This window comes from Methylovirgula sp. 4M-Z18 (genome assembly GCF_037890675.1).
In the GTDB taxonomy this organism is placed as follows: domain Bacteria; phylum Pseudomonadota; class Alphaproteobacteria; order Rhizobiales; family Beijerinckiaceae; genus 4M-Z18.
In genome coordinates this window covers 2,929,765-2,953,674 of the sequence record NZ_CP149574.1, presented here as the reverse complement: position 1 = coordinate 2,953,674, position 23,910 = coordinate 2,929,765, and the positions used below count along the sequence as shown (strand labels likewise).

The following is a 23,910-nucleotide window of genomic DNA, read 5'->3' as shown; positions in this document are numbered from 1 at the left end:
ATCCCTGTCGCGACCTTTACTGGCAAGGCTAAGTCACTAACGATTTACGCCAAGAATAGCATTAACTCGATCGGTCTCCGCCTCCAAAAGACAAAGTAACTGTTTGGCTTGTGCTCGTAACGGAATCCAACGAGGACAGCGCATTGCACGCAGATGAGCCTCTTTTGAATTTTCTACATTTACACTAGAATCTGGTATGTCAGCTACGCTCTCAAGAAGTCGCGTCAGATGATCCATTTGTTGCGCCGATAATATTGGATCAATTGTATCTAAAATGGCATAGCCGTTGCTGATGACGTCATTTTTAAGTTCCCAAGCTACATTAAAATAGCCCATTTTTTGACACTGAACTTCAGCGTTTTCGGCAAGAATTACCAAAGCATTGTGAAAATAGTAGTAAGCATTTACATATGCCTCGTCGTTCGCAGAACCTTTATTTTCGGCGCCGTTCATTCAAGCCCTCATTTCGAATGGATATCAACCATAATATGGCTACGGCATTTCGATAATCTGAGGTTCAATAGGTAGCGGTTTTGCTGCGCGGACCTTCGGTTCTTAACCGAAAAGTCGCACAACTTTTCTGGAAAATGCTCTACTTGCGCAAATTCAGAAGGCGCAAGACGAACCAGACGGGCACGACGATGATGGCACCGGCGACAATATAGTGCAAAATCTCGCGCAAGGCGCCAAATCCCATGCCCCACAGGCTCACGAGCATATGCTCGACCTTGGACAGCAATTGGCCCGGCGAAATATCGAGCCAGGTCAGAATGGCGCCGGCCAGCAGCGACAGCAGAAGCAGCCGGATCAATACGGAGAGCAGCGAGCCGCCGAGGAAGTTTTGAATCGCATTCGACACGTGTCTTGAACTCGATTAGAGGGAGCCGAAGAAATATGGCGTCTTGCTACATCAAACGCGCCATAGATGACAACTTCATGGGCAAACATGTGGACGGATAGCAAATCGTCAGGCGGTTTCTGTGCGGATGAGCGCGTGCCGGCGGACATGTCGTCTTCGGGCAATCTGACCGCCGACCGCAGGTATCTTTGGGCGCAAGCCGCGCTGGCCGAGGACGATTTTGCCGCGGCGGAAGAGATTTTGCGGCAAATTCTCGAACTCGTCCCGGATTGGCCCGCCGCATGGGTCACACTTGGCGCGGCACTGCGCGGGCGGGGGGACACGGAGGCGGCGCGCGTGGCGCTGCTGCATGCGCAAGTCCTTGATCCGCAGGACCGGCTCGGCGCGGCCCTGCATCTCGCCCGTCTCGGCCGGCCGCTGGACGCGATGCCGGAAGCCTTCGTCCGTGGCCTGTTCGACCAATATGCGCCGCGGTTCGAGACCCATCTTGTCGAGGCTTTGGGCTATTGCGGGCCGCAGCGATTGCGCGCGGCGCTTGAACAGGCCTGCGTGGCGCTTGGCCGGCCAGAAGTCTTCGCCGAAGTGTTGGATATTGGTTGCGGGACCGGCCTGATGGCGCGCGGCTTCGAGGGAATGTTCGGGCGGATCGATGGGGTCGATCTGTCGCCGAATATGATCGATGCGGCGCGCAAGACCGGGCTTTACCGGAGTCTGACCGCCGCTGACCTCCTCGCGTTCTTGCGTGAGTCGCCGCGTTCCTATGACCTCATCTGTGCCGCCGACGTGTTCATTTACATCGGCGATCTTGCCTCGGTCTTTCAGGCGGCAAAACGGGCCTTGCGTACGGAGAAGGGCGCGCCCGCCCTTTTCGCCTTCACCGTCCAGACGCAGGCACAGACGGATTACCTGCTTGGCGAGGACATGCGCTTTGCTCATTCGGAAGCCTATGTGCGGCGCGTCACCGGCGAGGCTGGCCTGAAGGTTTGCGTGTTCGAGCCGGGCGCGATCCGCAACGACCGCGGCGTGCCAAGTCCCGGCCACGTGGCGGTGCTCACATCTGATTGAGTGCCGTGCCGACCCGCTCTTCGGGCGGGGTGACTTGATTGGCGGCGGGATCGCCGTCGAGCGGGTGAAAACCGGCCACCACGGCTTTCGCTGTCGCGAGCTGGTCGGGGGCGAGCCTGGCCGCAACGCGGTCACGCATTTGCGCCGCCTTGTCGTCGCCTTGTGCGGCGGCGAGGGCGAACCAGATGTAGCTTTGCGAAAAGTCGAGCGGGACACCGACACCGCGGCCATAGAGCACACCGAGATTGAATTGGCTGTCGCGCACGCCGTGATCGGCGGCCTTGCGGAACCATTCGGCGGCCGCGGCGACATTGCTCTTGCTGCCAAGCCCCTTGGCCAGCATCACGCCAAGATTGTGCATGGCGCGGATATGGCCTTGCGCGGCGGATTTGGCGTACCAGGCCTGGGCGAGCGCCAAGTCCTGCTCGACGCCTTCGCCGCGCTCGTATTGGCTCGCCAGGAAGAATTGCGCCGGCGCCAGGCCTTGCGCGGCAGCCTTGCCGAACCACGCGGCCGAGGTTTTGAAGTCCTGCGCCCCGTCGCGGCCATCGAAGGCGCGCAGGCCCATTTCATACTCCGTCGCGGCGTTGCCCGCTGCGGCCAATTGTTCCAGCGAAGAGCGTGGCGCTGCGGTGGTTTTAGCCGTCGCGTCATCGCCCGCGCTGTTGCTGTAGGTGCCAACTTGAATCGTTGTTTGCGCGGTCGATTGGCTGTCGGCCTGCACCTGCTCGGCGCTGGTCGTCGGCCCGGCCTGAGCCCCGCTCGGGGTTTGATGGGCGAGGAGGGCGGTCGCGCCGACGAGCGCACTGCCGAGGCCCAATAGAAGCGGACTGCGCCGGCGCAGATGCGCCGAGTCGCTGGTTCCCGCCCGGTGTGCGACTTCGGCCAAAACATCGATCATGGCGTCGTCCTCCCGATCCTGCCGATTTTGGCTCGCCCGCCGCGCGGCGGCGATGAAGCTCGCCTGAATGGTGCGGTTGGAGGCCGCGTCGCTGCGTGCGGCGTCAAGGACGGAATGATCCGGCGCGTTGCGCTGCAAATGCAGTGGCAGACCGGCGCCGGGTTCGATCAGCAGGTCGTCGGGAATCTGCGGCATCGGCACCGCCTTGAACGGCTTTGCCGGCAGTTCGGGCGCGGCGGGCAGGCTTGGTGGATCGGTGCGTGCGGGCGTCAGCGTTTCGTCGATCTTGCGGGCGAGGGCGCTGAGACGCTGTTCCAGCGCTTCGACGCTTTCTTTCGGGGCCAGGGACTTGAGCTGCGTCTGGATGTCGTCGACCGACCGGACCAGGCCATCGAGATTGGCGCGCGCGACCTTGTTGTCCTGCAGGGCGGTCATTTGCGTGCCCAGCGTCTGCACATTCTGTTCGACTTTTTCGACCGCGGCCGTACGTGTGATTGATGACAGAACGAGGGTCTGCAGATCCTTGATGCGCTGCTGCATCTGGCCGAGCTGCCCTGGCGTGACCGGCTGACGCTTGGGGTCCTGCAATTGCTCTTGCATCGCCTGCAGGTTGCGGTCGAGCGCGTCGACGCTGGCGCGCGGCGCGAGGGTCGCGACGGTGTGCGCCAAATTCGCGACGTCCTGCCGCAAATGGTCGACCTCGGGTGCGGGCGCGCGCAGATCCTCAAGCGGTTTGCGCAGCGCGTCGAGATCCTGCGCCAGCCGATCGACCTTCTCGTTTAAGATGCGGATGTCGTCTTTGGGTTCGGGCGCGGTCTCGGCGAAGCCGGCGGGGGGTGCGTCGGGAAGAGGTTCGAGCGGCGAGGTCTCCAGCCGCTTCGCGAGTTCCTGCTGCAAATTGTGAAAGGCGGCCTGGATATCGCCGTCCTGGTCCGAGGCGGGGTTGGGCGTCGCGCCGACCTTCTCTTCGATCGCCGAGAGGCGGCCGGAGACCTCGTACAGGGCGCGGATCGCCTTTTTGCCGGTCTTGCGGGTGCTTTTTTCGAGCCGGTCGAGGGCGGCGGCGAGCGGCGCATCCGATGGGCTGGAGGGCGCGGAATGGTGGGGGACGCGGGTGCGGAACGTGGGCGCTCCGCCCGCCAATTCCGCGAGCTGCGCGGCCAGCGCCTCGACTTGCGCCCCGCGGGCAAGGTCATGCGGCGCCACGCCGAGCGCTTCCGCCTCATCGGCGATCACGCCGCTCAGCCATTCGCCCAGGGTCATCCCATTGCGCCGTGCCGCCTCTTTGGCGGCTTCGCGGATGTCGAAATCAACACCTATGACGCTCCAGGGGATGCCCTTATTCATGTCACGCTCGAGAGACGCCGCCGATTCTTGCTGCAGGGGTGGGCGCGACGCGCCGAATCAAGCCGCGCAATCTCCCTGTGCCGGGTCTGACTCTCGGGCCTTTATGGTAAACGATGTGTTAAGGAGAGCCGGTTTTCGGTCACCGCTTCGGACGGTTGCCGCCGATCGGCCATCGCAATAGTCGGACAGCCTGCATGTGTTGCGCGGCAAAAGCCTATTTCGGGACCAGTGAAATGCGCTTTCCCATGCCGGTGGCATAGCTTTCTCCCCAATTGGCCATGGCCTGAATGATGGGAGCGAGCGAATCGCCAAACGGCGTCAGGGAATATTCAACCTTGGGCGGCACTTGTGGATAGACCTTTCTGTGCACGACCCCATCGGCTTCCAGTTCGCGCAATTGCGCCGTCAACATTTGCGCCGTCACGTTAGGCAGGAGCCGACGCAGTTCGCCAAAGCGGATCACACGGTCCTTGATCAAATGATACAGCAGCACGGATTTCCATTTTCCGCCGATAACGCCGATCGTTACCTCCACGGAGCAACCGTAGACTTTGCTCTTTGCCATATTGAGCCTCACTGGAGCATTTTCTAGAAAAGTTGTTCGACTTTTCGTTTAAGAAAATACGATAAAACAAAGATTTATAGTGATTTTCCGATTCTGAAAGAATGGAAAATACTATAGTATGATTTTGCATAGTATATCATAAAAACAATCGTACTTATGTAAAAAAGACTTTTAACCTAGGTTCCGGCTCACCCATAGACCAATCAGCGGGAGAGCGAGATGTCGCCGAACCACAAGCCTCTTATCACCGTCGTCGGGGCATTGAGTAAGCAGGGTCGCAGCGTCACGCGCGCGTTGCTGCAAGGCGGGGGCCATCGGGTCCGCGCGCTTACGCGCCGCGTCGACTCGGTAGAAGCGCAAAACCTGGCGCGCGAAGGCGCGGAACTGATGAACGTGCCACTGGAGTTGGGGCACAAGCAGGCGCTGGTAAAGGCCTTCGGCGGTTCGCATGGCGTGTTCCTGATGACACCTCCGATCGCGCCGCCAGCGACGCATGAAGCGGACCTCGGCAGGGAGTTGGCGGATGCCGCTGTTGAAGCAGGGGTCCAGCACCTCGTTTTCAGCAGCTTGGAAAACGTCGATGAAATTACAAATGGCCGGAAATTCGCGCCGCACTTCACCGACAAGGCCAAGATTGAGAACTATATTCGCTCGCTGCCCATTCGCAGCTCGTTCATCTATCTCGCCTTCTTTTATACCAATCTATTTGAGTACTACACGCCGCGCATGGAGGGGGACACGTTGGTCTTCCCGATCTACTTGCCGCGGGATTTTCGCGCGCCTTTTGTCGATCCGCTGAGTGCAACCGGGCCTGCGATCTTGGAGATATTCTCCCATCCGCAGGAATATGCGGGCAAGTCCCTGCCGGTGATTGGCGACATCCTGTCGCCTGATGAAATGGTCGCGACGTTCACGCGCGTCACAGGCAGGAAAGCTACGTACCGTTCAGCCTATACCCGCGAGGAATTGCTTCATCATTTTCCCGATTTTGCCGCCAACGAACTCTTGGTGCGCGAGATTCTTGGGATGGCGGAATATGCGACAGAGTACGGGTACTATCGCAAGGAGCGTGATCTTTCGTGGAGCAGGACAATAAACCAGAATAGCGTAACCTGGGAACAGTTCCTGCGCGTGACCGAGTGGCAGGGGCATGCCCAATCCTTTGGTGTTTGAGCGTCTAACGCGATGTGACCACACGACTAAGCCAGCACCATGGCTGTTGGCCGAGAAAGGCAGGAAGAGCGGCAACTCTGTAAAACGCTCTCACGCATGAAACGCTTGGAACGCAGTCCGTCGGATTGAAAAAGCTTCAGTTACAAAATTCACGAAGGCACGCACCTTCGGCGAAAGCTGGCGGTTGGACGGCCAGACGAGGGAGAGGGAGCCGAACGGCAACATGAATGAGGTCAGTACAGGGATCAGCGTGCCGGCGCTGATATGCGTGTCGGCGACATAGACGGGCAGATGGGCGAGCCCCAACCCATCCAAGCAGGCGCGTAGCCCTGCATCCGTATTGTTGAACGTCAGACTTTTCGGCAAAAGCTGCCGATCGAAAGGCGCGCCGAACGCCCATGGCGCGATACGGCCGCTGGATGGATATTTGAAATGGATGCAGGTGTGAGCAGCCAAGTCGGCAGGCGTCTCCAGTTGCTCGCGCCATTCGAAGTAGCGTGGACTGCCACATACGACGAAGTGTTGCTGACCTAACGGGCGGGCAATCAGGCCCGTATCGGCCAGATCGCCACTCCGAATGGCGACGTCCAGCCCTCGCGCCACGAGGTCGGCGACGCGATCCTCAAAATCGACATCGAGTTCGATGTCCGGGAATTGTTCGGTGAACGCCGGCAGAATCGGCATGAGAAGGTGATGGCCGACAATATGCGGCACGCTGACGCGCAAGCGCCCTTTCGGGCGGTCCTGGCTGCGCGTGATTGTTGCTTCCGCATCGCCGAGGTCGTCGATGATGCGCTTGCACCGTTCGTAGAAAACCGTCCCAGCCTCGGTCAAACTGACGCTGCGCGTTGTTCGGTTGAACAGCCGAACACCCAGGCGGCTTTCAAGGCGAGCGATTGCCTTGCTGATGGCTGATGGCGAGACTCCGGCTACGCGCGCGGCTGCCACATAGCCGCGCTGCTCTGCAGCATAAACGAAGGCGACGATGCCCGCGAAGTTTTCCATGATACGGACCAATTGAGGAATTTATTTCATTTATATAGTTCCATTTTGACCAATTGATCAATATTCAGGAAAAAATATCATCTGTGTTCAGGGCCGAAGATAGGCTTTCGCCCTGCTGGAAAGCTCGAGGCTTTGGAAACGCAGATGTCGTCGGCGTCACTTGAAACAGAAAAATCGGGAGAGTGGTCATCGCTTGCGGTGCTGCTGGCCGGAAATTTTATCACTATCCTCGACCTGTTTATCGTCAATGTAGCGCTCCCCGACATTCAGCGCGATCTGCACGCTTCGAATGCGCATTTGCAGCTTGTCATGGTTGCCTACAGCGTTGCTTATGGCGCGATATTGCTGAACGGCGCGCGGCTTGGCGATTTCTACGGCCGGCGGCGGCTCTTTCTTATTGGGATGGCAATTTTCGGTCTTGGATCCTTGCTGTGTGCTTTAGCTCTGTCGCCCTGTGCACTCATTGCAGCGCGGGCGATCCAGGGAGGCGGGGCGGCGCTCCTGATGCCACAGGTCTACACCTCATTGCGGATCCTGTTCGACGACGATGAACGTCGTCGGGCCTTTGCCGTGATGGGTGCGGTGCAGGGCGTTGCCGGTGCTTCGTCGCAGGTGATCGGCGGATGCCTCATAACGCTTAATCTTGGCGATCTCGGCTGGCGGCTTGTCTTCCTGGTCAACCTCCCTATCGTATTCTACGCGCTTATTGCCGGGAAATATTTGATCATGGAAACGAGGGGCACGGCGCCCCCAAAACTAGATATCGGTGGAGCGGTTCTCGCGACCGCCGCGCTCGTCTTGATGCTGTTGCCGGTGATGGTCGGCCGCGAGCAGCATTGGCCCTGGTGGGCGATCATCGCGCCGCTATTGTCGCTTCCATTATTTGTCGTCTTCGTTTCTTACGAAACACTGTTGGTAAGGCAAGGCGGTACGCCAATTATCGACCCAGCTCTCTTCAAGAATACACGTTTCACTCTAGGTGTTCTGGTAACATTTCTGTTTTTCTCGGCGATCAGTTCATTCTCCCTGTCGTTGACAATTCTGCTTCAGATCGGCCTCGGGCAAACGGCTTTGGAAGCAGCGACGTTGTTTCTGCCGTCCACCATTGCATTCTTCGCCGGTTCTGTTGTGTCCGCGCCGCTCAAGAAGAAGATGGGCGAGCAGGCTCTGTTTCTTGGCATGTGTGCCTTTGCCGGGGGATTGTTGATCTCGGTTTTTGATGGTTTTTCCGGCGGTCAGAATCTCCGGGCTTTGACCGTCTCAGTTATTCTTCAAGGTTTTGGGCAGGGCATCGTCATTCCGCTCCTGCTCAATATGGTTCTGAGCACTGTTGCCAATGCTGAAGCCGGGATGGCGTCCGGTGTCTTCAGCACAATGCAGATCGTCGGGTCTGCCTTCGGCGTTGCGGTTGTCGGCATTATTCTATTCAGCGCAATCGACCATAGCGATGGGAAGTCGATATCCGCCCTTGAAATAACTGGGTCTTACGGCAATGGGTTTGCAACCGCGACGATCTACAATTTGGTTGCAGTTGTCTTAGCAGTCTTTTTATTCGCTCGACTGAGGAGGACATAGTCGTCGCCTTCATGAATGGCGAAAGAAGAGTTCGATGCTTCGGAGTCGATAATATGCGAGGCTTCGCGAGCCGCTGCTGTAATAAGGTGTTCTTTCACCAAGGCACAGTCTTGCCGAGATAATCGAGATATTCCAGGCCGGGCTTGCCTTGCTTCGCAAGAAGCACGTTCACGAGGTTCGGCACGCTCTCCTCGATCGACAGCCGCCCGTCGGGGCCGCCCATGTCGGTGCGGACCCAGCCTGGCGCCATCAGCACCATGGCGCGGCGCTCGGCGGCATGGCGGGCCGCGTAGCTGCGCATGAACATGTTCAGGGCTGCCTTGCTGCCGCGATACACTTCGCGCATGCCGGTCTCGTTGTTGCTGACGCTGCCTTGTCCGGACGACATCACGCCGATCAAACCGGTCGGGGAAACGAGATCCTGCAGGCTTTCGATGACGCGCAAGGGGCTCAGCGCATTCGTGACCATGACGCGCATGAATTCATCCGTCGTGACCTCCGCGATGGTTTCCGCCGGGTTGTTGGTAACGCCGGCATTCACGAACGAGATGTCGAACTCCCGGCCCGAGAGGCGGGCACGGAGGGCCGCGATCTGATCCGGTTCGCAGATGTCGAGGCTCTCGATTTCGACCCGGCCTTCATGCGCGTCCGCGAGGTCGTGGAGCAGGGTTCGATTTCCGCCGCGGACGGTGCCGACGACGTTCCAGCCCTTTTTCAAGAACTCGGCCGCCATGGCATGGCCAAGACCGCGCGAGGCGCCGATGAGGAGGATTGTCGGGGCGGGAGCGTGCAAAACGGCTTGGGGCATGCGGCAATGTCCTTCGTTGATCGGGTTCATTCCACATAGGAGCAACCGAACGGCGAGCGCCAGACGCAGCAAGATCAAAATATAGTTGCGCCAAACGCTATGTCCGGCAAAGCGGGTGCGATAGGCTCATGCTATGAACGATGTGGACCTGAACCTTCTCGTGGCGTTGGACGTCTTGCTCGCGGAGGGGAGCGTGACGGGGGCGGCCCGCCGCCTCGGTCTGAGTTCCTCGGCCATGAGCCGGACGCTGACCCGGCTTCGGACCGCTACGGGTGACCCGCTGCTTGTCCGCGCCGGGCGAGGACTAGTGCCGACGCCGCGCGCGGCCGAACTGCGCGAGCGCGTCCATGACCTGACGCGGGAGGTACAAGCGGTGCTGCGGCCGCACATCACGCTCCTGGACGTCGCTTCGCTTGAAAGAACCTTCACCATACGTGTGAGCGAAGCATTCCTGGAATTTCTTTTCGGCGCCGTCGTGGCGGCTGTCACGCAAGCGGCGCCACGCATCTGCCTCCGCTTCGCGCCCAAACCTGACAAAGATGCGCGGCCGCTCAGGGAGGGGCCCATCGATTTGGAGATCGGGGTGCTCGGGACCGCCGCGCCGGAGATACGGACCCAATTTTTGTTCCATGACAAGTATGTCGGTGTCGCCCGGGTCGGACATCCCCTTCTGGGAGGCGCAGTGGTGACGCCCGAAGGCTATGCGGCCTGCAACCACGTCGTCGCGTCCAAGGAAGGGGGGACGGTCGAGCCGATCGATACCGTCTTGGAAGCTGTGGGGCTTAAGCGGGCCATCAGAGTTGTGGTGCCCGGATACCCGGATGCGATGCGGATCGCACGCCAATCGGATCTGGTCGCACTCGTGCCGGGCTCATGCGTTGGCAATGGCATGGCGGGCGGCTCCGCTGCTATGTCCGGCCTTGCAAGCTTCGAACTTCCGATTTCCCTGCCAGAATTCAAGATATCGGCCATGTGGCATCCGCGCTTGGATGCGGACCCGGCCCATCGCTGGCTGCGCGACACCGTGATGTCCGTGTGCCGGGCTGCCTATCCGCGGCGCTGAAGGCCCGTCGCAGCCGCGAACCGGCCCGCACGTTCAGCAGGGCCAATTTGCCGGTTGACCGCGCGCCCCGGCAGGGCGAGGCTCGTGGGCCTGCTCCGTTGCAAAAGCACTTGCCTTTTTCGCGCTAATTGTTTACATGTAAACTATGCGCCAAGGCATCCGCGAGGTGCCGTCAAAAATTCAAGGAGGCCCCATGCCGAGCTATAAGGCACCCGTCGAGGATACGCTCTTTCTTCTCAATGATGTTTTCCGGATGGAGCGCTACAACAATCTGCCGGGCTTTGCCGATGCGGCACCAGATGTCGTCGAGGCAATCCTGAACGAAGGCGCCAAATTGTGCGAGGAAGTGCTGCAGCCGCTCAACGCCTCGGGCGACCGCGAAGGCTGCAAGCGCGACGCCGACGGCAATGTCACCGTGCCGAAAGGATTCCAGGAGGCCTGGAATGCATTCACCGAGGGCGGCTGGCTCGGCCTTGCGGCTCCCGCCGAATATGGCGGCCAAGGGCTGCCCTTCACGCTCGGCGCGGTGATGAATGAATATTCCTCCGCCGCCAACATGGCCTTCTCCATGTATCCGGGGCTGACCGCGGGCGCACTGGCAGCCTTGCTGCAGCATGGTTCCGAGGAGCAGAAGGCGCTTTACGCCCCCAAGATGATCGCCGGCGAATGGTCGGGTACCATGAACCTGACCGAGCCGCATTGCGGCACCGATCTTGGGCTCCTGAAGACCAAGGCCGTACCGAATGGCGACGGGTCCTATGCGATCACCGGCCAGAAGATCTTCATTTCCGCCGGCGAACATGGCCTGACCAAGAATATCGTCCATCTGGTGCTCGCCCGCATCGAGGGCGCGCCGGCTGGCGTGAAGGGCATCTCGCTGTTCATCGTGCCGAAGTTCCTGCCCGATAATTCCGGCAATCCCGGTGCGCGCAACAGCCTGGTGTGCGGCTCGATCGAGCACAAGATGGGTATTCACGGCAACTCGACCTGCGTGATGAATTACGACGGCGCGAAAGGCTTCCTGCTCGGCCAGGAAAATCGCGGCCTCAATGCCATGTTCGTGATGATGAACGAGGCACGTTTGGGCGTTGCCATTCAAGGGCTGTCGCAATCGGAAGTCGCATATCAGAACGCCGTCGCCTATGCCAAGGAGCGCCTGCAGGGCCGCTCCCTGACGGGTCCGAAATCGCCCGACAAGCCGGCGGATTCGATCATGGTTCATCCCGACGTGCGCCGGACCTTGCTCGAGATCAAGAGCTTCAACGAGGCGGCGCGCGCCTTCGTTCTGTGGACGGCGCTGAAAAGCGACGTCGCCCATCGCACTGGCGACGAGAAGGAAAAGCAGGCGGCGGAGGATCATCTTGGCCTGATGACTCCGGTGCTGAAGGGCTTCCTGACCGATCGCGGCTTCGACAACGCGGTGAAGGCGCAGCAGATGTTCGGCGGTCACGGCTATATCGCCGAATGGGGCATGGAACAATTCGTGCGCGATGCGCGCATCGCCATGATCTACGAAGGCGCAAACGGCGTGCAGGCGATGGATCTCGTCGGCCGCAAATTGCCGGCGAATGGTGGCCGTGCGGTGATGGGCTTCTTTGCCGAAGTCGGCGCGTTCATCAAGGAGAACGAAGGCAACGAGGCGCTGAAGCCCTATCTGGCGTCCCTGAAACAAAACCTCGGCGTGCTGCAGCAAGCGACCATGTGGTTCATGCAGAATGCGATGACCAAGCCCGACAATGCGGGTGCCGGCGCGAGCGACTACATGCACCTCTTCGGCCTTGTGGCGCTCGGCTTCATGTGGGTGCAGATCGCCAGGACGGCGGTCGCGAAGAAGGCCGACAATGCGGATGTCGCGAAGATGGACGCTAAACTTCTCACCGCCAAATTCTATATGGAGCGTGTGTTGCCGGAGACTGCCACGCGTCTCGCCCGCATCACGAGCGGCGCCGATACGGTGATGGCGCTGCCGGTCGAAGCCTTCTGACGGAACAAACCCGCGGGCATTTTGCCCGCGCACATAATGACGCGGGCAAGCGGCCCGCCACTCGTTCAGGGAGTATCAAATGCCCGAAGCTTTTATTTATGACGCCGTTCGCACCCCGCGCGGGCGTGGCAAGGCGGATGGTTCGTTGCACGAAGTCTCGACCCTGGGGCTCGCCGCGACGGCTTTGAGCGCCATCAAGGATCGCAATCATCTCGACACGAAGCTTGTCGATGACGTGGTGCTCGGCTGTGTCGATCCGGTCGGCGAAGCGGGCGGCGACATCGGCCGCGCCTCGGCGCTGACCGCGGGTTACGGCAATCACGTGCCCGGCATCCAGATCAACCGTTTCTGCGCCTCTGGCCTCGACGCGATCAATTTCGCCTCGGCGCAAGTCATGGCCGGCCAGCATGACCTGGTGGTCGGCGGCGGCGTCGAATCGATGAGCCGCGTCGGCATCGGCGCGTCTGGCGGCGCGTGGCCGGTCGATCCGGCCATCGCCATTCCGGCCTATTTCATGCCGCAAGGCGTGTCGGCGGATTTGATTGCGACCAAATACGGCTTCAGCCGCGACGATGTCGATGCCTATGCGGTCGAATCGCAGCGCCGCTCCGCGCAATCCTGGAGCGATGGGCGTTTCGCCAAATCGGTCGTGCCGGTGAAGGACGTGAACGGTTTGACCATTCTCGACCGCGACGAGCATCTGCGGCCCGGCACCGATATGCAATCGCTGGCGAGCCTGAAGCCGTCGTTCGTGATGATGGGGCAGCAGGGCGGCTTCGATGCCGTCGGCATCCAGGCCCATCCGGACGTCGAGGAAATCAACCATGTGCATCACGCCGGCAATTCCTCCGGCATCGTCGATGGCGCCGCTGCCGTGCTCATCGGCAATGCCGAAGCCGGCCAGAAGACCGGCCTGAAGCCGCGCGGGCGCATCAAGGCGTTCGCCAATATCGGTTCCGATCCGGCTTTGATGCTCACCGGCCCCGTCGATGTCACCAAGAAGGTGCTGGCGCGCGCCGGCATGAGCCTGTCCGATATCGATCTGTTCGAAGTGAACGAGGCCTTTGCCGCCGTCGTGTTGCGCTTCATGCAGGCCTTCGATGTCGATCCCGGCAAGGTCAATGTCTGCGGCGGCGCGATTGCGCTCGGCCATCCGCTCGGCGCGACCGGCGCGATGATTTTAGGGACCGCGCTCGACGAATTGGAGCGCACGGGCAAATCGACGGCGTTGGTCACTCTCTGCATCGGCGCCGGCATGGGCACCGCCACCATCATCGAGCGCGTCTGAGGAGAGCGATTCATGAATCTCACCAATTTCAAATTCTCCACCGACGCCGATGGCATTGCTACGCTCGTTTGGGACATGGCCGACCGGTCGATGAATGTCATCACCCCGAGCGTGATGGATGAGCTCGATCAGGTGATCGATAAGGTTGTCGCCGACGAGGCGATCAAGGGCTGCGTGATAACGTCGGGCAAGGAGACCTTCTCCGGCGGCGCCGATCTCACCATGCTGCAAGGCAGTGCGGCGCTGTACGCGAAAACCCTGAAGGAAAAAGGCGAAGCCGCTGCGATGCAGGCCTTTTTCGATGGCACGCGCCGCCTCACGCTGCTCTATCGCAAGCTTGAGACCTGCGGCAAGCCGTTCGCGGCCGCCATCAATGGCGTGTGTCTCGGTGGCGCGTTCGAACTCGCGCTCTCCTGCCATTACCGCGTGATGTCGGACAGCGACAAGGCGCGGGTCGGGCTGCCGGAAATCAAGATCGGCCTATTCCCCGGCGCCGGCGGCACGCAGCGCGTGGCGCGGCTGATGCAGACCGGCGATGCGTTGCAGATGCTGTTCAAGGGCGAGCAGATCCGCCCCAAGGCGGCGCTCGGCATGGGCCTTGTCAATGCGGTCGCCCCCGCTGATCAAATCGTCCAGAAAGCGAAAGACTGGGTCAAGGCCGGCGAATGGCCGAAGGTCGAGGGCAAGATCGCCGCGCCTTGGGACGTGAAGGGCTACAAACAGCCGTCCGGCAAGGTCTTCTCGCCCGCCGGCATGATGATCTGGCCGCCGGCCAATGCGATCTACCGCCGCGAAACTCAGGACAATTATCCGGCCGCCAAGGCGATCCTGCATGCTGTCTACGAAGGCCTGCAATTGCCGATGGATTTGGCGCTGAAGGTCGAGAGCCGCTGGTTCGCCAAGATCCTGCGCTCGAAGGAAGCGGCGGCGATGATCCGCACGCTCTTCGTCTCGATGGGCGAACTCAACAAGGGCGCCCGCCGTCCCGCCAATATACCTCCGACCAAATTGAAGACGATCGGCGTCGTTGGCGCGGGCTTCATGGGCGCCGGCATCGCCTATGTGACGGCCAATGCGGGCTTGAACGTCGTGCTGATCGACCGCGATGTCGAGACGGCGGAGAAGGGCAAGGCCTATTCGCACAAATTGATGAGCGACCAGATCATGAAGGGCCGCACGAAATCGGCGGACCGCGACGCGCTGCTCGCGCGCATCACGGCGAGCGCCGATTATGCCGACCTCAAGGACTGCGAACTCGTCATCGAAGCGGTGTTCGAGGACCCGCAGATCAAGGCGGATGTGATTGCCAAGGTAGAGGCTGCGATCTCGCCCGATTGCACCTTCGCTTCGAACACGTCGAGCCTCGCGATCACCAATCTGGCAGGCCATTCCAGGCGTCCCGATCGGTTCATCGGCGTGCATTTCTTCTCGCCGGTCGAGAAGATGCTGCTGGTCGAGGTGATCACGACCAAGTCGGTGGGCGACAATGCTTTGGCGGTCGCCATGGATTATGTGCGCGCCATCAAGAAGACGCCGATCGTCGTGAACGATGCGCGCGGATTCTATGCCAACCGCTGCGTGACGAACTATTTGCGCGAAGGCCACATCATGCTCGCCGAGGGCGTGCCGGCGGCGATGATCGAGAACACTGCGAAAATGGCCGGCATGCCGGTCGGCCCCTTGTCGCTCAACGACGAAGTGGCGCTCGATCTCGGGCTGCGCATCCTCAACGCGGCGCGCAAGGAGCTTGGCGACAAGGCGGACATCGACCCGCGGCAGGAGCATCTGCTCGTCGAGATGGTCACGAAGGGCGAGCGCCTCGGCCGCAAGAATCGCAAGGGCTTCTACGACTATCCGGAAAGCGGCGCCAAGAAATTGTGGCCGGGCCTGAAGGAGCTGCAGCAAGTCCATCTCGATCCGGATACGCTCGATGTCGAGGAGCTGAAGCAGCGCTTCTTGGTGGTTCAGGCCAATGAGGCGGCCAAGACCTTCGAGGAAGGCATCGTCACCGATCCGCGTGAAGCGGATGTCGGTTCGATCATCGGCTTCGGCTTCGCGCCCTTCACCGGCGGCACCTTGTCCTACATCGACGGTATGGGGGCGAAGGCGTTTGTTGCACTGTGCGAGAAACTGGCCGCGAAATACGGCGAGCGCTTCAAACCCGCGCAGATCCTTCGCGACATGGCCGCGAGCGGAGAGACGTTCTACAGCCGCGCCGCCAAGAAAAAGGCTGCAGCGTAAGGTGGTGGCGCTCCCTTCTCTCGCGCTTTGGCGCGGAAGAAGGATTCGCGCCGCATCACCCCTGCACGAGTTCGGCGAAGCGTTGCAGGTCGATGTTACCGCCTGAAATGATGATGCCGACGCGCTTGCCCTTCACCGGCACGTGGCCGCCCAGGGCCGCGGCGAGCGTGAGGCATCCGGTTGGCTCGACGATCATCTTCATGCGCGAGGCGTAGAATTTCATCGTCTCGACCAGTTCCGGATCGCTCACCGTCACGATGTCCTGCACCAGTTTCTGGATGATCGGGAAAGTCAGCTTTCCGAGCGCTGGGGTCTGCGCGCCGTCGGCAACGGTGCGCGGCGTTTCGATCTGCACGATTTTGCCGCTGCGGAAGCTTTGCTGGCCGTCGTTGCCGGCCTCGGGCTCAACGCCGAACACCTCGCAGGCCGGGGCCAGATGCTTGGCCGCGGTGGCGCAGCCGGAAATAAGGCCGCCGCCGCCGAGCTGCACCAGCAGAATGTCGAGCGGGCCGGTCTCCTCGAGCAATTCCAGCGCTGCCGTGCCTTGCCCCGCCATGATATGCGGGTGATCGTACGGCGGGATGAGGGTGAGGCCTTGCTCGGCGGAGATGCGCTTGCCGATCGCTTCGCGATCTTCGCTGTAGCGGTCGTACAGAATGACCTCGCCGCCATAGGCCTTGGTCGCCAGCATCTTGGTCTGGGGCGCGTCGGTCGGCATAATGATGACGGCGCGCATGCCGAGCACTTTCGCCGCAAGCGCGATGCCTTGCGCATGATTGCCGCTGGAGAAAGCGATCACGCCTTTGGCGCGTTGTTCGGGCGTGAATTGCGACAGCGCATTATAGGCGCCGCGGAATTTGAACGCGCCCATGCGCTGGAAATTCTCGCATTTGAAAAACAATTGCGCCCCAGTCATTTCGTCGGCCGTGGCCGAGGTGAGGACCGGCGTGCGATGCGCCACATTCTCGATGCGGTGGCTAGCCGCGACGACATCGTCGAAAGAAATTGCAAGATCGGTCATGGATTGGCCTTCGTGTCGGGAAGATAGGTGTAGACGGTGGAGCGCGCGACGCCAAAAATATCGGCGATGAGCGAGGGCGCGTTTTTCCGATCGAGCAGGCCTTGCTTGGCGAGCATCTGCATGGCCTGCTGCCGCTGGGTGCGGGTGAGGGCGCGCGGGATCGTGTTCTGCGCGGCGGCGAATTTCTCCAACAGGCTGCGGATGTCGTTGCCGCGCGGCGCGAGCGATTCCTGGTGTGGCGTCGCGTTTTCCTGCGTGCGCACCAATTCGCAGAGGTTGGCGACGACGCCGTTCAGCATCGAAATGTCCATGTTGAGGCAAAGCGCCGCCACGAACTCGCCGCGCGAATCCCGCAAGCCGATCGAGGTGCTCTTGGCTGGCCGCCCGTCGGGGAAATGGTTGGGGTAGTTTTGCAGCACGTCGGGAAAATCCGGATCCTGCGCACGCGCCATGCCGATCTCGGTGGCCGGATCGCCGATCTGGCGGCCCGACAGGTTGTTTGCAATGGCGACGATGGCGTGATCTGCCTGCGTCAAATCGTGCAGCACCACTTCGACCAGCGGCGCCAAAGCCTTGCCGAGCGCCGCGGTGATCTTGCGGCCCTCGCGAAGGAGGAGTTGGTGTTCGGTGAGTGTCATTCTTGACAAAATATCATTAAATGACATTTTGTCAACGTTGGGCGTTCCGGTTAACTATATGATTCATATTCGTAATTTGCTCTATTAGTTTGATCCCAATTTTTTTTGTGGCTGCGCAGCCCCGCCTGTCCGGGCGGATTTGCATGATCACGGAGCGCGCCCTTCTCCCATCGGGAGAAGGTGGCCGACAATCAAATCGGGTACACCCGATTTGATCATTAAGAATGATGAACTTGGGCAAGCCCAAGTTCATGTGTCGGTCGGATGAGGGGGCTTTCTTACGAGATTAGCCGCTTCGAGAGTTTAGCCAATGATGATTCCGTGTCCCCTCATCCGTCTTGCTTCGCAAGCCACCTTCTCCCGATGGGAGAAGGGCGCGCTCCATCATCGCGAAAAATGACAATCTATTTATGAAATTTGTTCTTATTATGTTCCTATCTCAAATCGATCGTCCCAAATTGGATTTTCGGCTCCTACACGGTTGAGTGATGGGCATCGGCAGATTGCGCGCAACCCCCGCCGCACTCACCGCGTCGCGGCGGTGCTCGGCACGTCGTTGCCCTTCAGGCTCACCCAATCGTTTGGGTCTTCCTGCGATTGGCGCTTCACGTAGCGATAGCCGGTCGCCGACCACAATTTGATCTCGTTGATCTTGTTGTCGAGCACATAGTCGCCATTGCTGGTCCGCAGGGTGAGGATTGCGTGGCCCTCGTCGTTTTCGTCGCGCACCACAGTCATCAGCAAGGCCTGGCGCGGCACGCCGGCGTCCATCAGCATCCTGCGCTTCAAAAGCGCGTAATCCTCGCAGTCGCCTTTGCCATCGATCGGGTAATCCCATTGGTCCTCGAGGCCCCAATGTTCCCAGTCGCTGATCGGGGTGACACTATCGTTCACCCAGCGGTTCACCTGCTGGACGGCGCCCCAGACGGCCGGCGTCATCACCACATCGACCGCCGGCAGCGGCTTGGTGTCGCATTCCGCACGGTAGCGTTGGCAAAAGTCGACCCAGCCATAGGGCGCGGACGATTCCGGCCCGACCGACGCCCGGAGCGGCAGGTTGCCGGTGTGCTCGCCGGCATAGGGTCTCAGCACGGAAAGCGCGGCGGTCTGCTTCGGCAAAACGGGTTTTTCGCGCGCGTCGACTTGGCCGACGAACAGTGCTGTCGCCAGCACCATCAACGCTTTCACCGAGTTCGTCACCATTACGCCGTCTCACGCTCACAATACTTAACGAGAAGTAAACGGAAACGTGGGAGGGCCGCAAGTTAAGCCTTAACGGAAGGTTAACGGGCCGCGGAATGTTAAAATCGCGTAACGAATGATCTTGCAGGCCCGGTCGAACGAGGGCATCCTTGGGTAAATGCGCTTCCATTAAGAGAGGCGGGATAGCAGACGAGGAGGTTACGCGATGACAGTCGCTCGGATTCTTGCACTCAAGGGTCGTAACGTGATTACGACCGCCCCGCACCGAACGCTCGACGAAGTGGCGAAAATCCTGGCGGAAAAGGGAATTGGTGCGGTCGTCGTCACGGGCGCCGATGGCGAGGTGCTCGGCATTCTCTCGGAGCGCGATATCGTGCGCGCGGTCGCCCGCGGCGGCATGACGCTGCTCGAAGACCCGGTCTCGAAGCATATGACGGCGAAAGTCGTGACCGCGACCGAGGAGATGAGCGTCGTCGGCGTCATGGAGGAGATGACGCGCCACCGCTTCCGCCACATGCCGATCGTGAAGAACGGCCGGCTCGCCGGGCTCATTTCGATCGGCGACGTGGTGAAGCATCGTCTCGAAGAGATCGAAAACGAGCATCAGGCGTTGCGCGAATATATCGCGACGGCTTGAGAGCCACGCCTTCGGCCTGCGTCAGGGAAGATGCGGGCCGGTCAATTCCAGGAGATCGGGCAGCGCGCGTTTCACCGCTTCCCGGCCGGCGGAGATGAGTTCGTCCGCGCGGTGAAAGTCGAACAGCCCGATCCGTCCCACCTTGCAACTGATCAGCTTATCCGGCGGGTCGCCCGCGAGGCGCGAGCGCGTGATCCGGTCCTGCATGATGTTGAAGGAATCGAACATCACCGTGGCAATGCCCGGCGCGCCGTCGTCGCGGCGGAAGAAATGCCGGGACAAGGTCTTGCGGCGGATGTAATTGGTGGTGCTGCGGATGCCGCCCATGATACCGCCGCCCTTGTCTGCGGCCGGTTCGTCGTCCTCAAGGTCGAGTTCGGGCTCAATCGGCGCGCTCTCGTTCGAGGGGATCAAGGCGCCGTGCAGCGCGATGTCGCCGTTCAGATTGACCGCGATCACAGCCGTCGCGCCAAGGGCGCGGCAGACGGTGACGGGCACCGGATTGACCAGCGCGCCGTCCACCAGCCACCGCCCGTTCAATTGAACGGGATCGAAAATGCCGGGAAGGGCGTAGGACGCGCTGACCGCATCGGCAAGATGGCCGTGCCGGAGCCATATTTCGTGGCCGGAGGCGACTTCCGTCGCGACGGCTGCATATTTGATCGGTAAGTCCTCGATGCGTAGACCGCTGAACTCTTGGCTGAGGCGGGCTCTGAGCTTCATGCCGCTGATCAGGCCGCTCCCGCCCATCGAAAAGTCCATCATGCCGAAGATCCGGCGTTTGGTCATGGAGCGAGCGAAATCATCGAGCACATCGAGCCGGCCGGCGGCATAGCTGCCGCCCGCCACCGCGCCGATCGAGGTGCCGGCGATGACCGAGGGGCGAAAGCCCTGTTCTTCCAGTTCCTGCAGGACGCCGATATGTGCCCAGCCGCGCGCCATGCCGCCGCCGAGCGCGATGCCAAGCACCTGACCGCCGCGTGGCACGCGCGGCGCGGCGAGCGGCGCGTAGGCTTTCACCGGACCGCTGCCGATATCGTCCTGACTCGTCCGTAAAAATTGGAACAACGGGAAGACTCCTCGCCAGCGCTCATTTTAAGATCATGCAGGCCCTGAAGCCCAGATGAACGAAATGGTTATTTTGGGGGATGCGGTCAGCGATCGAACGTGAGAACTGGGCCTTGGTCGGTCAATTGGACCGAGCGGTAAAAACACGACCGGCGCCCCGTGTGGCAGGCGCCGCCGTCGCCGCCCACCTCGACCTTCAAGAGGATGGCATCCTGATCGCAATCGGTCCGCATCTCGACGATCTTTTGGATCTGCCCCGATGTATCGCCCTTGCGCCACAGGCTTTGCCGCGAGCGCGACCAATAATGGGCGATGCCGGTTTGCAGCGTCTCTGCCAGCGCTTCGGCATTCATCCAGGCCAGCATCAGCACGTCGCCACTCGCGTGATCGACGGTGACGCAGGCGACGAGGCCGTGCGCATCAAAGCGCGGGGTGAAGGCCTCGCCCTCTTCCAGGGCGGCTTTGGTTCCGGGCGGGGCGAAAGGGGTGCTAGGCGTCCACATGTGAAATCCGATAGAGGTAGGAATGCTTTATTCGCGGCTTTGTCGTCCGCTTCTCCTTGCCTATATAGGCATCAGTGTCCTGTGAGCAGTCCAGTCATGTTGAACGACATCTACAATAAACGCATATTGGAACTGGCCGCCGATATTCCGCGCCTGGGCCGCTTGAGCGCGCCTGATGCCAGCGCCACGGCCCATTCCAAGCTGTGCGGTTCGACCGTGACCGTCGATGTAAGGATGGCGGACGGCCTGGTGAGCGATTTTGCGCATGATGTCCGTGCTTGCGCGCTCGGCCAGGCCTCGAGCTCGATCATGGCGCGGCATATTATCGGCTCGAGGCCGGACGAGTTGCGCGATCTGCGCGAAACGGTGCGCCGGATGCTCAAGGAAAACGGCGCGCCGCCGCAGGGCAAGTGGGAGGAGATCGCGGTGCTGGAACCGGTCCGCGATTTTCGCGCCCGCCATGCCTCGACCTTGCTGACTTTCGACGCGGTGGTGGATGCGGTGGGGCAGATCGAGGCCAGGCAGGGCTTGACCTCGGCTTGAAAGGTCAGGGCAACGAGACGTGCCCGACCGCATAGAGCTGCGTCTGTTCCCGGCGCACCTCCGGCACCCGGTCCCAGAGTCCGAAATGTACGAGCGTCCAGTCCGTGGGGTTGAACGCAGTCACGGACGCCAAGGCGCCGTCGCGCGCGGCTGCTTGAGCGTCGGCAATCGCGTCGCTGCGATATTGCCCCAAGTCGGAATAGGGCGCGATCGTCTCCACGGTCCGGCTTGCGAACCGCGCACTGCCGATGCTCGGGGCAAGTTCGGCGTGCCAAACCATCCAGGTACGCACGCTTGGCCAGCCGAAATCCCGGCTCACAGTGGCGAAGCCGGGCCCGGTGAGGAAATTGTTGAGCCCTTCGGGCGCGTCCCATAGATAGAACGGTGCGTAGAGGTTCTCGGCGCTGCGCAAACCATCGTCGTGCTTGCGCGCGGCGAGATAGGCCTTGAAGCGTAGATGCGGAAATCCGTCGAGCAAGGGCCCCTTGTCGCGGATGCGCCGGTCGATGATGGCCATGTCGTAATCGGCGGGCAGGGTGAAGCTATATTGCATCGCGATCACGGGGGTTCTCCTGTCCGGGCAACCGGCTCCATCCAATGAACCGCCGTTCCGTCCTCGACGCATTGGACACTGATATAGCTGAAGGGGCTCGCGGGTGTCGCCCCGTGCCAGTGCCGCTCATGCGGGGCAAACCAGACGCTGTCGCCCGCGCGAATTTCGATCACGTCGCCGCCGTCGCGTTGGGCCAGGCCGACGCCGTCGAGGACGAACAGCAATTGGCCGCGCGGATGGCTATGCCAATGGGTCACGACGCCGGGATCGACGAAGGCGCGCATGGCCGTCATCTCGCCATCGGTCCGGCTCGACAGCAGCATTTGCACGAGAAAGGGGCCGGTCGCGACGCCGTCGGGCGCACGGGTGATGCCTTCACCGGCGCGGCGAATGGTCATCTCCAGCGGGCAGGCGGAGGCCGTTTCGAACGACTTGCTCATGCGGCATCTTCCGGCACGGGCGCGGCGGCGGAGACGCCGTAGGCGAACGACCAATCCTGGAAGGCCGAGTTGGAGATGAAGACCATGACGTCCTCGGGCCGAATGCCGGGCTCCTTGGCGAGGCGTTCGACCAGACGGCTGTAGAAACGCTGTTTGGTGGCCGCCGAGCGCTGTTTGCCCGTCGTGATGTGAAAGACAACATAATCGTCCGAGCGCGGGCCGCCGCGATAGGTGCGGTCGAAGATCAGTTCGCCGGGTTGAAGCTGGTCAAACGACGCGAAACGATCATTTTCGGGAACCTCAAAACATTCGACCAGGGCGCGGTCGAGATTGTCCGCGATGGCGGCGAGATACTCCGGCGACTTTCCGGCCAAAAGCGAAATGCGGGTGAAGGGCATGGATTGCTCCGTGAATGGCATTGACAAGCGCACTATGGAGCAGTGAAAATGTCCTGAAAATTGGATTATTTTGAACAAATAATCCTGAAAATCAGGATGATTGCGATGCGCTTCACCAACCTCGATATGGATTCCCTGCGCAGCTTCATGACGGGCGTGGATGCCGGGTCATTCGCCCGCGCCGCCGACCGTCTCGGGCGGTCCACGTCGGCGGTGAGCGCGCAGCTCAAGAAGCTCGAAGAGCAGGCGGGCGTGCCGCTGATGCGCAAATCCGGCCGTGGCCTGACGCTGACCGACGGCGGCGAGGCGCTTCTGTCTTACGCCCGGCGCATTCTCGAGCTCAACGACGAGGCGGTGAGTGCCGTGCGCGGTGTCGAGCTCGAGGGCTGGATCCGCCTCGGCCTGCAGCAGGATTTCGGCGAAACCTTGCTGCCGCAGGTGCTTGGCCGCTTCGCCCGCGCGCATCCCAAAGTGCGGATCGAGGGGCGGATTGCCCGCAACAACGAGCTCGTCGACAAGATCGCCTCCGGCAGTCTCGATCTCGCCCTGGCTTGGGACGATGGCAGCCGCTTCGCCACGACCGAGCGGATCGCGGCATTGCCGCTGTGCTGGCTGGCGGCGGCCGAGGGGGAGCCGGTCTCGCATGCGGGGAGCGGCGATCCGTTGCCGCTCGTGGCGCTGGAAGCGCCCTGCGTCCTGCGCGCCGTCGCGGTCGAGCATCTCGATCGGCAAGGCTTGTCGTGGCGCTTGTCCTTTGTCAGCCCGAGCCTTGGCGGCCTATGGGCGGCGACGGCGGCCGGGCTCGGCATCGCGTTGCGCACCCCGGTGGGGCATCCGCAAACGATCCGCGTGCTTGACCCTGTAGCTCACGGCTTGCCGCAATTGCCATCGCTCGGACTGGTGCTGCATCGGGCCGAGAAGGAACCGAGCGCAACCGCGGCCCATCTCGCCGCAATCATGGTTCAAGCTTTGCGCGAGACCTTGCCGCGCGATTGGCTGGTGTGACGGGATGATGCGTGAGTAGATTGCAAA

General features: G+C 61.2%; 24 protein-coding genes. 10 read left to right on the top strand and 14 right to left on the bottom strand.

The window, feature by feature from the left end:
- Positions 1-36: 36 nt before the first annotated feature.
- Together V9T28_RS13635 and V9T28_RS13630 are read right to left on the bottom strand one after the other, a co-directional pair.
- On the bottom strand, positions 37-453 hold the full coding sequence (locus V9T28_RS13635) for a hypothetical protein (RefSeq protein ID WP_147306396.1): 417 nt from the start codon (positions 451-453) through the stop codon (positions 37-39).
- Between the two features lie 139 nt (positions 454-592).
- Positions 593-859, bottom strand: a complete 267-nt coding sequence (locus V9T28_RS13630; RefSeq protein ID WP_116399470.1) for a DUF6460 domain-containing protein — start codon at positions 857-859, stop codon at positions 593-595.
- An 87-nt stretch (positions 860-946) separates the two neighbouring features.
- Here V9T28_RS13630 and V9T28_RS13625 point away from each other — a divergent pair, with 87 nt between their 5' ends.
- A complete protein-coding gene (locus V9T28_RS13625) occupies positions 947-1,924 on the top strand; it encodes a methyltransferase domain-containing protein (RefSeq protein WP_158554720.1) in 978 nt (325 codons plus the stop codon).
- On the opposite strand, the gene V9T28_RS13620 is transcribed toward V9T28_RS13625, so the two are convergent.
- Complete coding sequence (locus V9T28_RS13620) at positions 1,911-4,172, bottom strand: tetratricopeptide repeat protein (RefSeq protein ID WP_116399468.1); 2,262 nt, start codon at positions 4,170-4,172, stop codon at positions 1,911-1,913. The genes V9T28_RS13625 and V9T28_RS13620 overlap by 14 nt on opposite strands.
- A 214-nt stretch (positions 4,173-4,386) precedes the next feature.
- Positions 4,387-4,737, bottom strand: coding sequence for a winged helix-turn-helix transcriptional regulator (locus V9T28_RS13615; protein WP_116399467.1), 351 nt, complete (start codon positions 4,735-4,737; stop codon positions 4,387-4,389).
- Between the two features lie 219 nt (positions 4,738-4,956).
- Here V9T28_RS13615 and V9T28_RS13610 point away from each other — a divergent pair, with 219 nt between their 5' ends.
- A complete protein-coding gene (locus V9T28_RS13610; protein WP_116399466.1) occupies positions 4,957-5,910 on the top strand; it encodes an NmrA/HSCARG family protein in 954 nt (317 codons plus the stop codon).
- Between the two features lie 90 nt (positions 5,911-6,000).
- Here V9T28_RS13610 and V9T28_RS13605 read toward each other — a convergent pair whose 3' ends face one another.
- Positions 6,001-6,915, bottom strand: a complete 915-nt coding sequence (locus V9T28_RS13605) for a LysR family transcriptional regulator (protein ID WP_116399465.1) — start codon at positions 6,913-6,915, stop codon at positions 6,001-6,003.
- A gap of 144 nt (positions 6,916-7,059) precedes the next feature.
- On the opposite strand from V9T28_RS13605, the gene V9T28_RS13600 reads away from it, so the two are divergent.
- Complete coding sequence (locus tag V9T28_RS13600; RefSeq protein ID WP_116399464.1) at positions 7,060-8,490, top strand: MFS transporter; 1,431 nt, start codon at positions 7,060-7,062, stop codon at positions 8,488-8,490.
- Between the two features lie 94 nt (positions 8,491-8,584).
- On the opposite strand, the gene V9T28_RS13595 is transcribed toward V9T28_RS13600, so the two are convergent.
- The gene (locus V9T28_RS13595) at positions 8,585-9,298 is read right to left on the bottom strand and encodes an SDR family NAD(P)-dependent oxidoreductase (RefSeq protein ID WP_116399863.1); all 714 of its coding nucleotides are present in this window, start codon (positions 9,296-9,298) and stop codon (positions 8,585-8,587) included.
- Between the two features lie 133 nt (positions 9,299-9,431).
- Here V9T28_RS13595 and V9T28_RS13590 point away from each other — a divergent pair, with 133 nt between their 5' ends.
- From V9T28_RS13590 to V9T28_RS13575, 4 genes are all read left to right on the top strand, one after another.
- Positions 9,432-10,361, top strand: coding sequence for a LysR family transcriptional regulator (locus tag V9T28_RS13590; RefSeq protein ID WP_116399463.1), 930 nt, complete (start codon positions 9,432-9,434; stop codon positions 10,359-10,361).
- A 193-nt stretch (positions 10,362-10,554) separates the two neighbouring features.
- Positions 10,555-12,345: an acyl-CoA dehydrogenase C-terminal domain-containing protein gene (locus tag V9T28_RS13585; protein WP_116399462.1), complete on the top strand. Its 1,791-nt coding sequence runs from the start codon at positions 10,555-10,557 to the stop codon at positions 12,343-12,345.
- A 79-nt stretch (positions 12,346-12,424) separates the two neighbouring features.
- Complete coding sequence (locus tag V9T28_RS13580) at positions 12,425-13,633, top strand: acetyl-CoA C-acetyltransferase (RefSeq protein ID WP_116399461.1); 1,209 nt, start codon at positions 12,425-12,427, stop codon at positions 13,631-13,633.
- Between the two features lie 12 nt (positions 13,634-13,645).
- The gene (locus V9T28_RS13575; protein WP_116399460.1) at positions 13,646-15,874 is read left to right on the top strand and encodes a 3-hydroxyacyl-CoA dehydrogenase NAD-binding domain-containing protein; all 2,229 of its coding nucleotides are present in this window, start codon (positions 13,646-13,648) and stop codon (positions 15,872-15,874) included.
- Between the two features lie 55 nt (positions 15,875-15,929).
- Here V9T28_RS13575 and V9T28_RS13570 read toward each other — a convergent pair whose 3' ends face one another.
- The 3 genes from V9T28_RS13570 to V9T28_RS13560 form a co-directional block, all read right to left on the bottom strand.
- On the bottom strand, positions 15,930-16,895 hold the full coding sequence (locus tag V9T28_RS13570) for a threo-3-hydroxy-L-aspartate ammonia-lyase (protein WP_116399459.1): 966 nt from the start codon (positions 16,893-16,895) through the stop codon (positions 15,930-15,932).
- On the bottom strand, positions 16,892-17,533 hold the full coding sequence (locus V9T28_RS13565) for a helix-turn-helix transcriptional regulator (protein ID WP_116399458.1): 642 nt from the start codon (positions 17,531-17,533) through the stop codon (positions 16,892-16,894). Before V9T28_RS13565 ends, V9T28_RS13570 begins: the two co-directional genes overlap by 4 nt.
- 525 nt (positions 17,534-18,058) lie before the next feature.
- The gene (locus V9T28_RS13560) at positions 18,059-18,736 is read right to left on the bottom strand and encodes a transglutaminase-like cysteine peptidase (RefSeq protein ID WP_116399457.1); all 678 of its coding nucleotides are present in this window, start codon (positions 18,734-18,736) and stop codon (positions 18,059-18,061) included.
- A 205-nt stretch (positions 18,737-18,941) separates the two neighbouring features.
- Here V9T28_RS13560 and V9T28_RS13555 point away from each other — a divergent pair, with 205 nt between their 5' ends.
- Positions 18,942-19,373, top strand: coding sequence for a CBS domain-containing protein (locus tag V9T28_RS13555; protein ID WP_116399456.1), 432 nt, complete (start codon positions 18,942-18,944; stop codon positions 19,371-19,373).
- Positions 19,374-19,394: 21 nt separating this feature from the next.
- Here V9T28_RS13555 and V9T28_RS13550 read toward each other — a convergent pair whose 3' ends face one another.
- Positions 19,395-20,441: a patatin-like phospholipase family protein gene (locus V9T28_RS13550; RefSeq protein ID WP_245423923.1), complete on the bottom strand. Its 1,047-nt coding sequence runs from the start codon at positions 20,439-20,441 to the stop codon at positions 19,395-19,397.
- A gap of 86 nt (positions 20,442-20,527) precedes the next feature.
- On the bottom strand, positions 20,528-20,944 hold the full coding sequence (gene hisI, locus V9T28_RS13545) for a phosphoribosyl-AMP cyclohydrolase (RefSeq protein WP_116399455.1): 417 nt from the start codon (positions 20,942-20,944) through the stop codon (positions 20,528-20,530).
- Positions 20,945-21,040: 96 nt separating this feature from the next.
- Here hisI and V9T28_RS13540 point away from each other — a divergent pair, with 96 nt between their 5' ends.
- A complete protein-coding gene (locus tag V9T28_RS13540) occupies positions 21,041-21,487 on the top strand; it encodes an iron-sulfur cluster assembly scaffold protein (protein WP_116399454.1) in 447 nt (148 codons plus the stop codon).
- 4 nt (positions 21,488-21,491) lie between these two features.
- Here V9T28_RS13540 and V9T28_RS13535 read toward each other — a convergent pair whose 3' ends face one another.
- From V9T28_RS13535 to V9T28_RS13525, 3 genes are read right to left on the bottom strand one after another with little or no spacing between them, the layout of a single operon-like run.
- Positions 21,492-22,049 carry a DUF4865 family protein gene (locus tag V9T28_RS13535; protein WP_116399453.1) on the bottom strand — a complete coding sequence of 186 codons (558 nt, stop codon included), beginning with the start codon at positions 22,047-22,049 and terminating at the stop codon, positions 21,492-21,494.
- On the bottom strand, positions 22,046-22,480 hold the full coding sequence (locus V9T28_RS13530) for a cupin domain-containing protein (protein WP_116399452.1): 435 nt from the start codon (positions 22,478-22,480) through the stop codon (positions 22,046-22,048). The genes V9T28_RS13535 and V9T28_RS13530 overlap by 4 nt, the downstream gene beginning before the upstream one ends.
- On the bottom strand, positions 22,477-22,878 hold the full coding sequence (locus V9T28_RS13525; RefSeq protein WP_116399451.1) for a tautomerase family protein: 402 nt from the start codon (positions 22,876-22,878) through the stop codon (positions 22,477-22,479). The genes V9T28_RS13530 and V9T28_RS13525 overlap by 4 nt, the downstream gene beginning before the upstream one ends.
- A gap of 105 nt (positions 22,879-22,983) precedes the next feature.
- On the opposite strand from V9T28_RS13525, the gene V9T28_RS13520 reads away from it, so the two are divergent.
- Positions 22,984-23,883 (top strand): LysR substrate-binding domain-containing protein, encoded by a 900-nt coding sequence (locus V9T28_RS13520; protein ID WP_116399861.1) that lies wholly within the window; start codon positions 22,984-22,986, stop codon positions 23,881-23,883.
- Positions 23,884-23,910: the final 27 nt, after the last annotated feature.

Coding starts and splice junctions, on each gene's coding strand:
- V9T28_RS13635 (WP_147306396.1), bottom strand. CDS start 453: ATGAACGGCGCCGAAAATAAAGGTTCTGCGAACGACGAGGCATATGTA.
- V9T28_RS13625 (WP_158554720.1), top strand. CDS start 947: ATGTGGACGGATAGCAAATCGTCAGGCGGTTTCTGTGCGGATGAGCGC.
- V9T28_RS13620 (WP_116399468.1), bottom strand. CDS start 4,172: ATGAATAAGGGCATCCCCTGGAGCGTCATAGGTGTTGATTTCGACATC.
- V9T28_RS13615 (WP_116399467.1), bottom strand. CDS start 4,737: ATGGCAAAGAGCAAAGTCTACGGTTGCTCCGTGGAGGTAACGATCGGC.
- V9T28_RS13610 (WP_116399466.1), top strand. CDS start 4,957: ATGTCGCCGAACCACAAGCCTCTTATCACCGTCGTCGGGGCATTGAGT.
- V9T28_RS13605 (WP_116399465.1), bottom strand. CDS start 6,915: ATGGAAAACTTCGCGGGCATCGTCGCCTTCGTTTATGCTGCAGAGCAG.
- V9T28_RS13600 (WP_116399464.1), top strand. CDS start 7,060: ATGTCGTCGGCGTCACTTGAAACAGAAAAATCGGGAGAGTGGTCATCG.
- V9T28_RS13595 (WP_116399863.1), bottom strand. CDS start 9,298: ATGCCCCAAGCCGTTTTGCACGCTCCCGCCCCGACAATCCTCCTCATC.
- V9T28_RS13590 (WP_116399463.1), top strand. CDS start 9,432: ATGAACGATGTGGACCTGAACCTTCTCGTGGCGTTGGACGTCTTGCTC.
- V9T28_RS13585 (WP_116399462.1), top strand. CDS start 10,555: ATGCCGAGCTATAAGGCACCCGTCGAGGATACGCTCTTTCTTCTCAAT.
- V9T28_RS13580 (WP_116399461.1), top strand. CDS start 12,425: ATGCCCGAAGCTTTTATTTATGACGCCGTTCGCACCCCGCGCGGGCGT.
- V9T28_RS13575 (WP_116399460.1), top strand. CDS start 13,646: ATGAATCTCACCAATTTCAAATTCTCCACCGACGCCGATGGCATTGCT.
- V9T28_RS13570 (WP_116399459.1), bottom strand. CDS start 16,895: ATGACCGATCTTGCAATTTCTTTCGACGATGTCGTCGCGGCTAGCCAC.
- V9T28_RS13565 (WP_116399458.1), bottom strand. CDS start 17,533: ATGACACTCACCGAACACCAACTCCTCCTTCGCGAGGGCCGCAAGATC.
- V9T28_RS13560 (WP_116399457.1), bottom strand. CDS start 18,736: ATGGTGACGAACTCGGTGAAAGCGTTGATGGTGCTGGCGACAGCACTG.
- V9T28_RS13555 (WP_116399456.1), top strand. CDS start 18,942: ATGACAGTCGCTCGGATTCTTGCACTCAAGGGTCGTAACGTGATTACG.
- hisI (WP_116399455.1), bottom strand. CDS start 20,944: ATGTGGACGCCTAGCACCCCTTTCGCCCCGCCCGGAACCAAAGCCGCC.
- V9T28_RS13540 (WP_116399454.1), top strand. CDS start 21,041: ATGTTGAACGACATCTACAATAAACGCATATTGGAACTGGCCGCCGAT.
- V9T28_RS13530 (WP_116399452.1), bottom strand. CDS start 22,480: ATGAGCAAGTCGTTCGAAACGGCCTCCGCCTGCCCGCTGGAGATGACC.
- V9T28_RS13525 (WP_116399451.1), bottom strand. CDS start 22,878: ATGCCCTTCACCCGCATTTCGCTTTTGGCCGGAAAGTCGCCGGAGTAT.
- V9T28_RS13520 (WP_116399861.1), top strand. CDS start 22,984: ATGCGCTTCACCAACCTCGATATGGATTCCCTGCGCAGCTTCATGACG.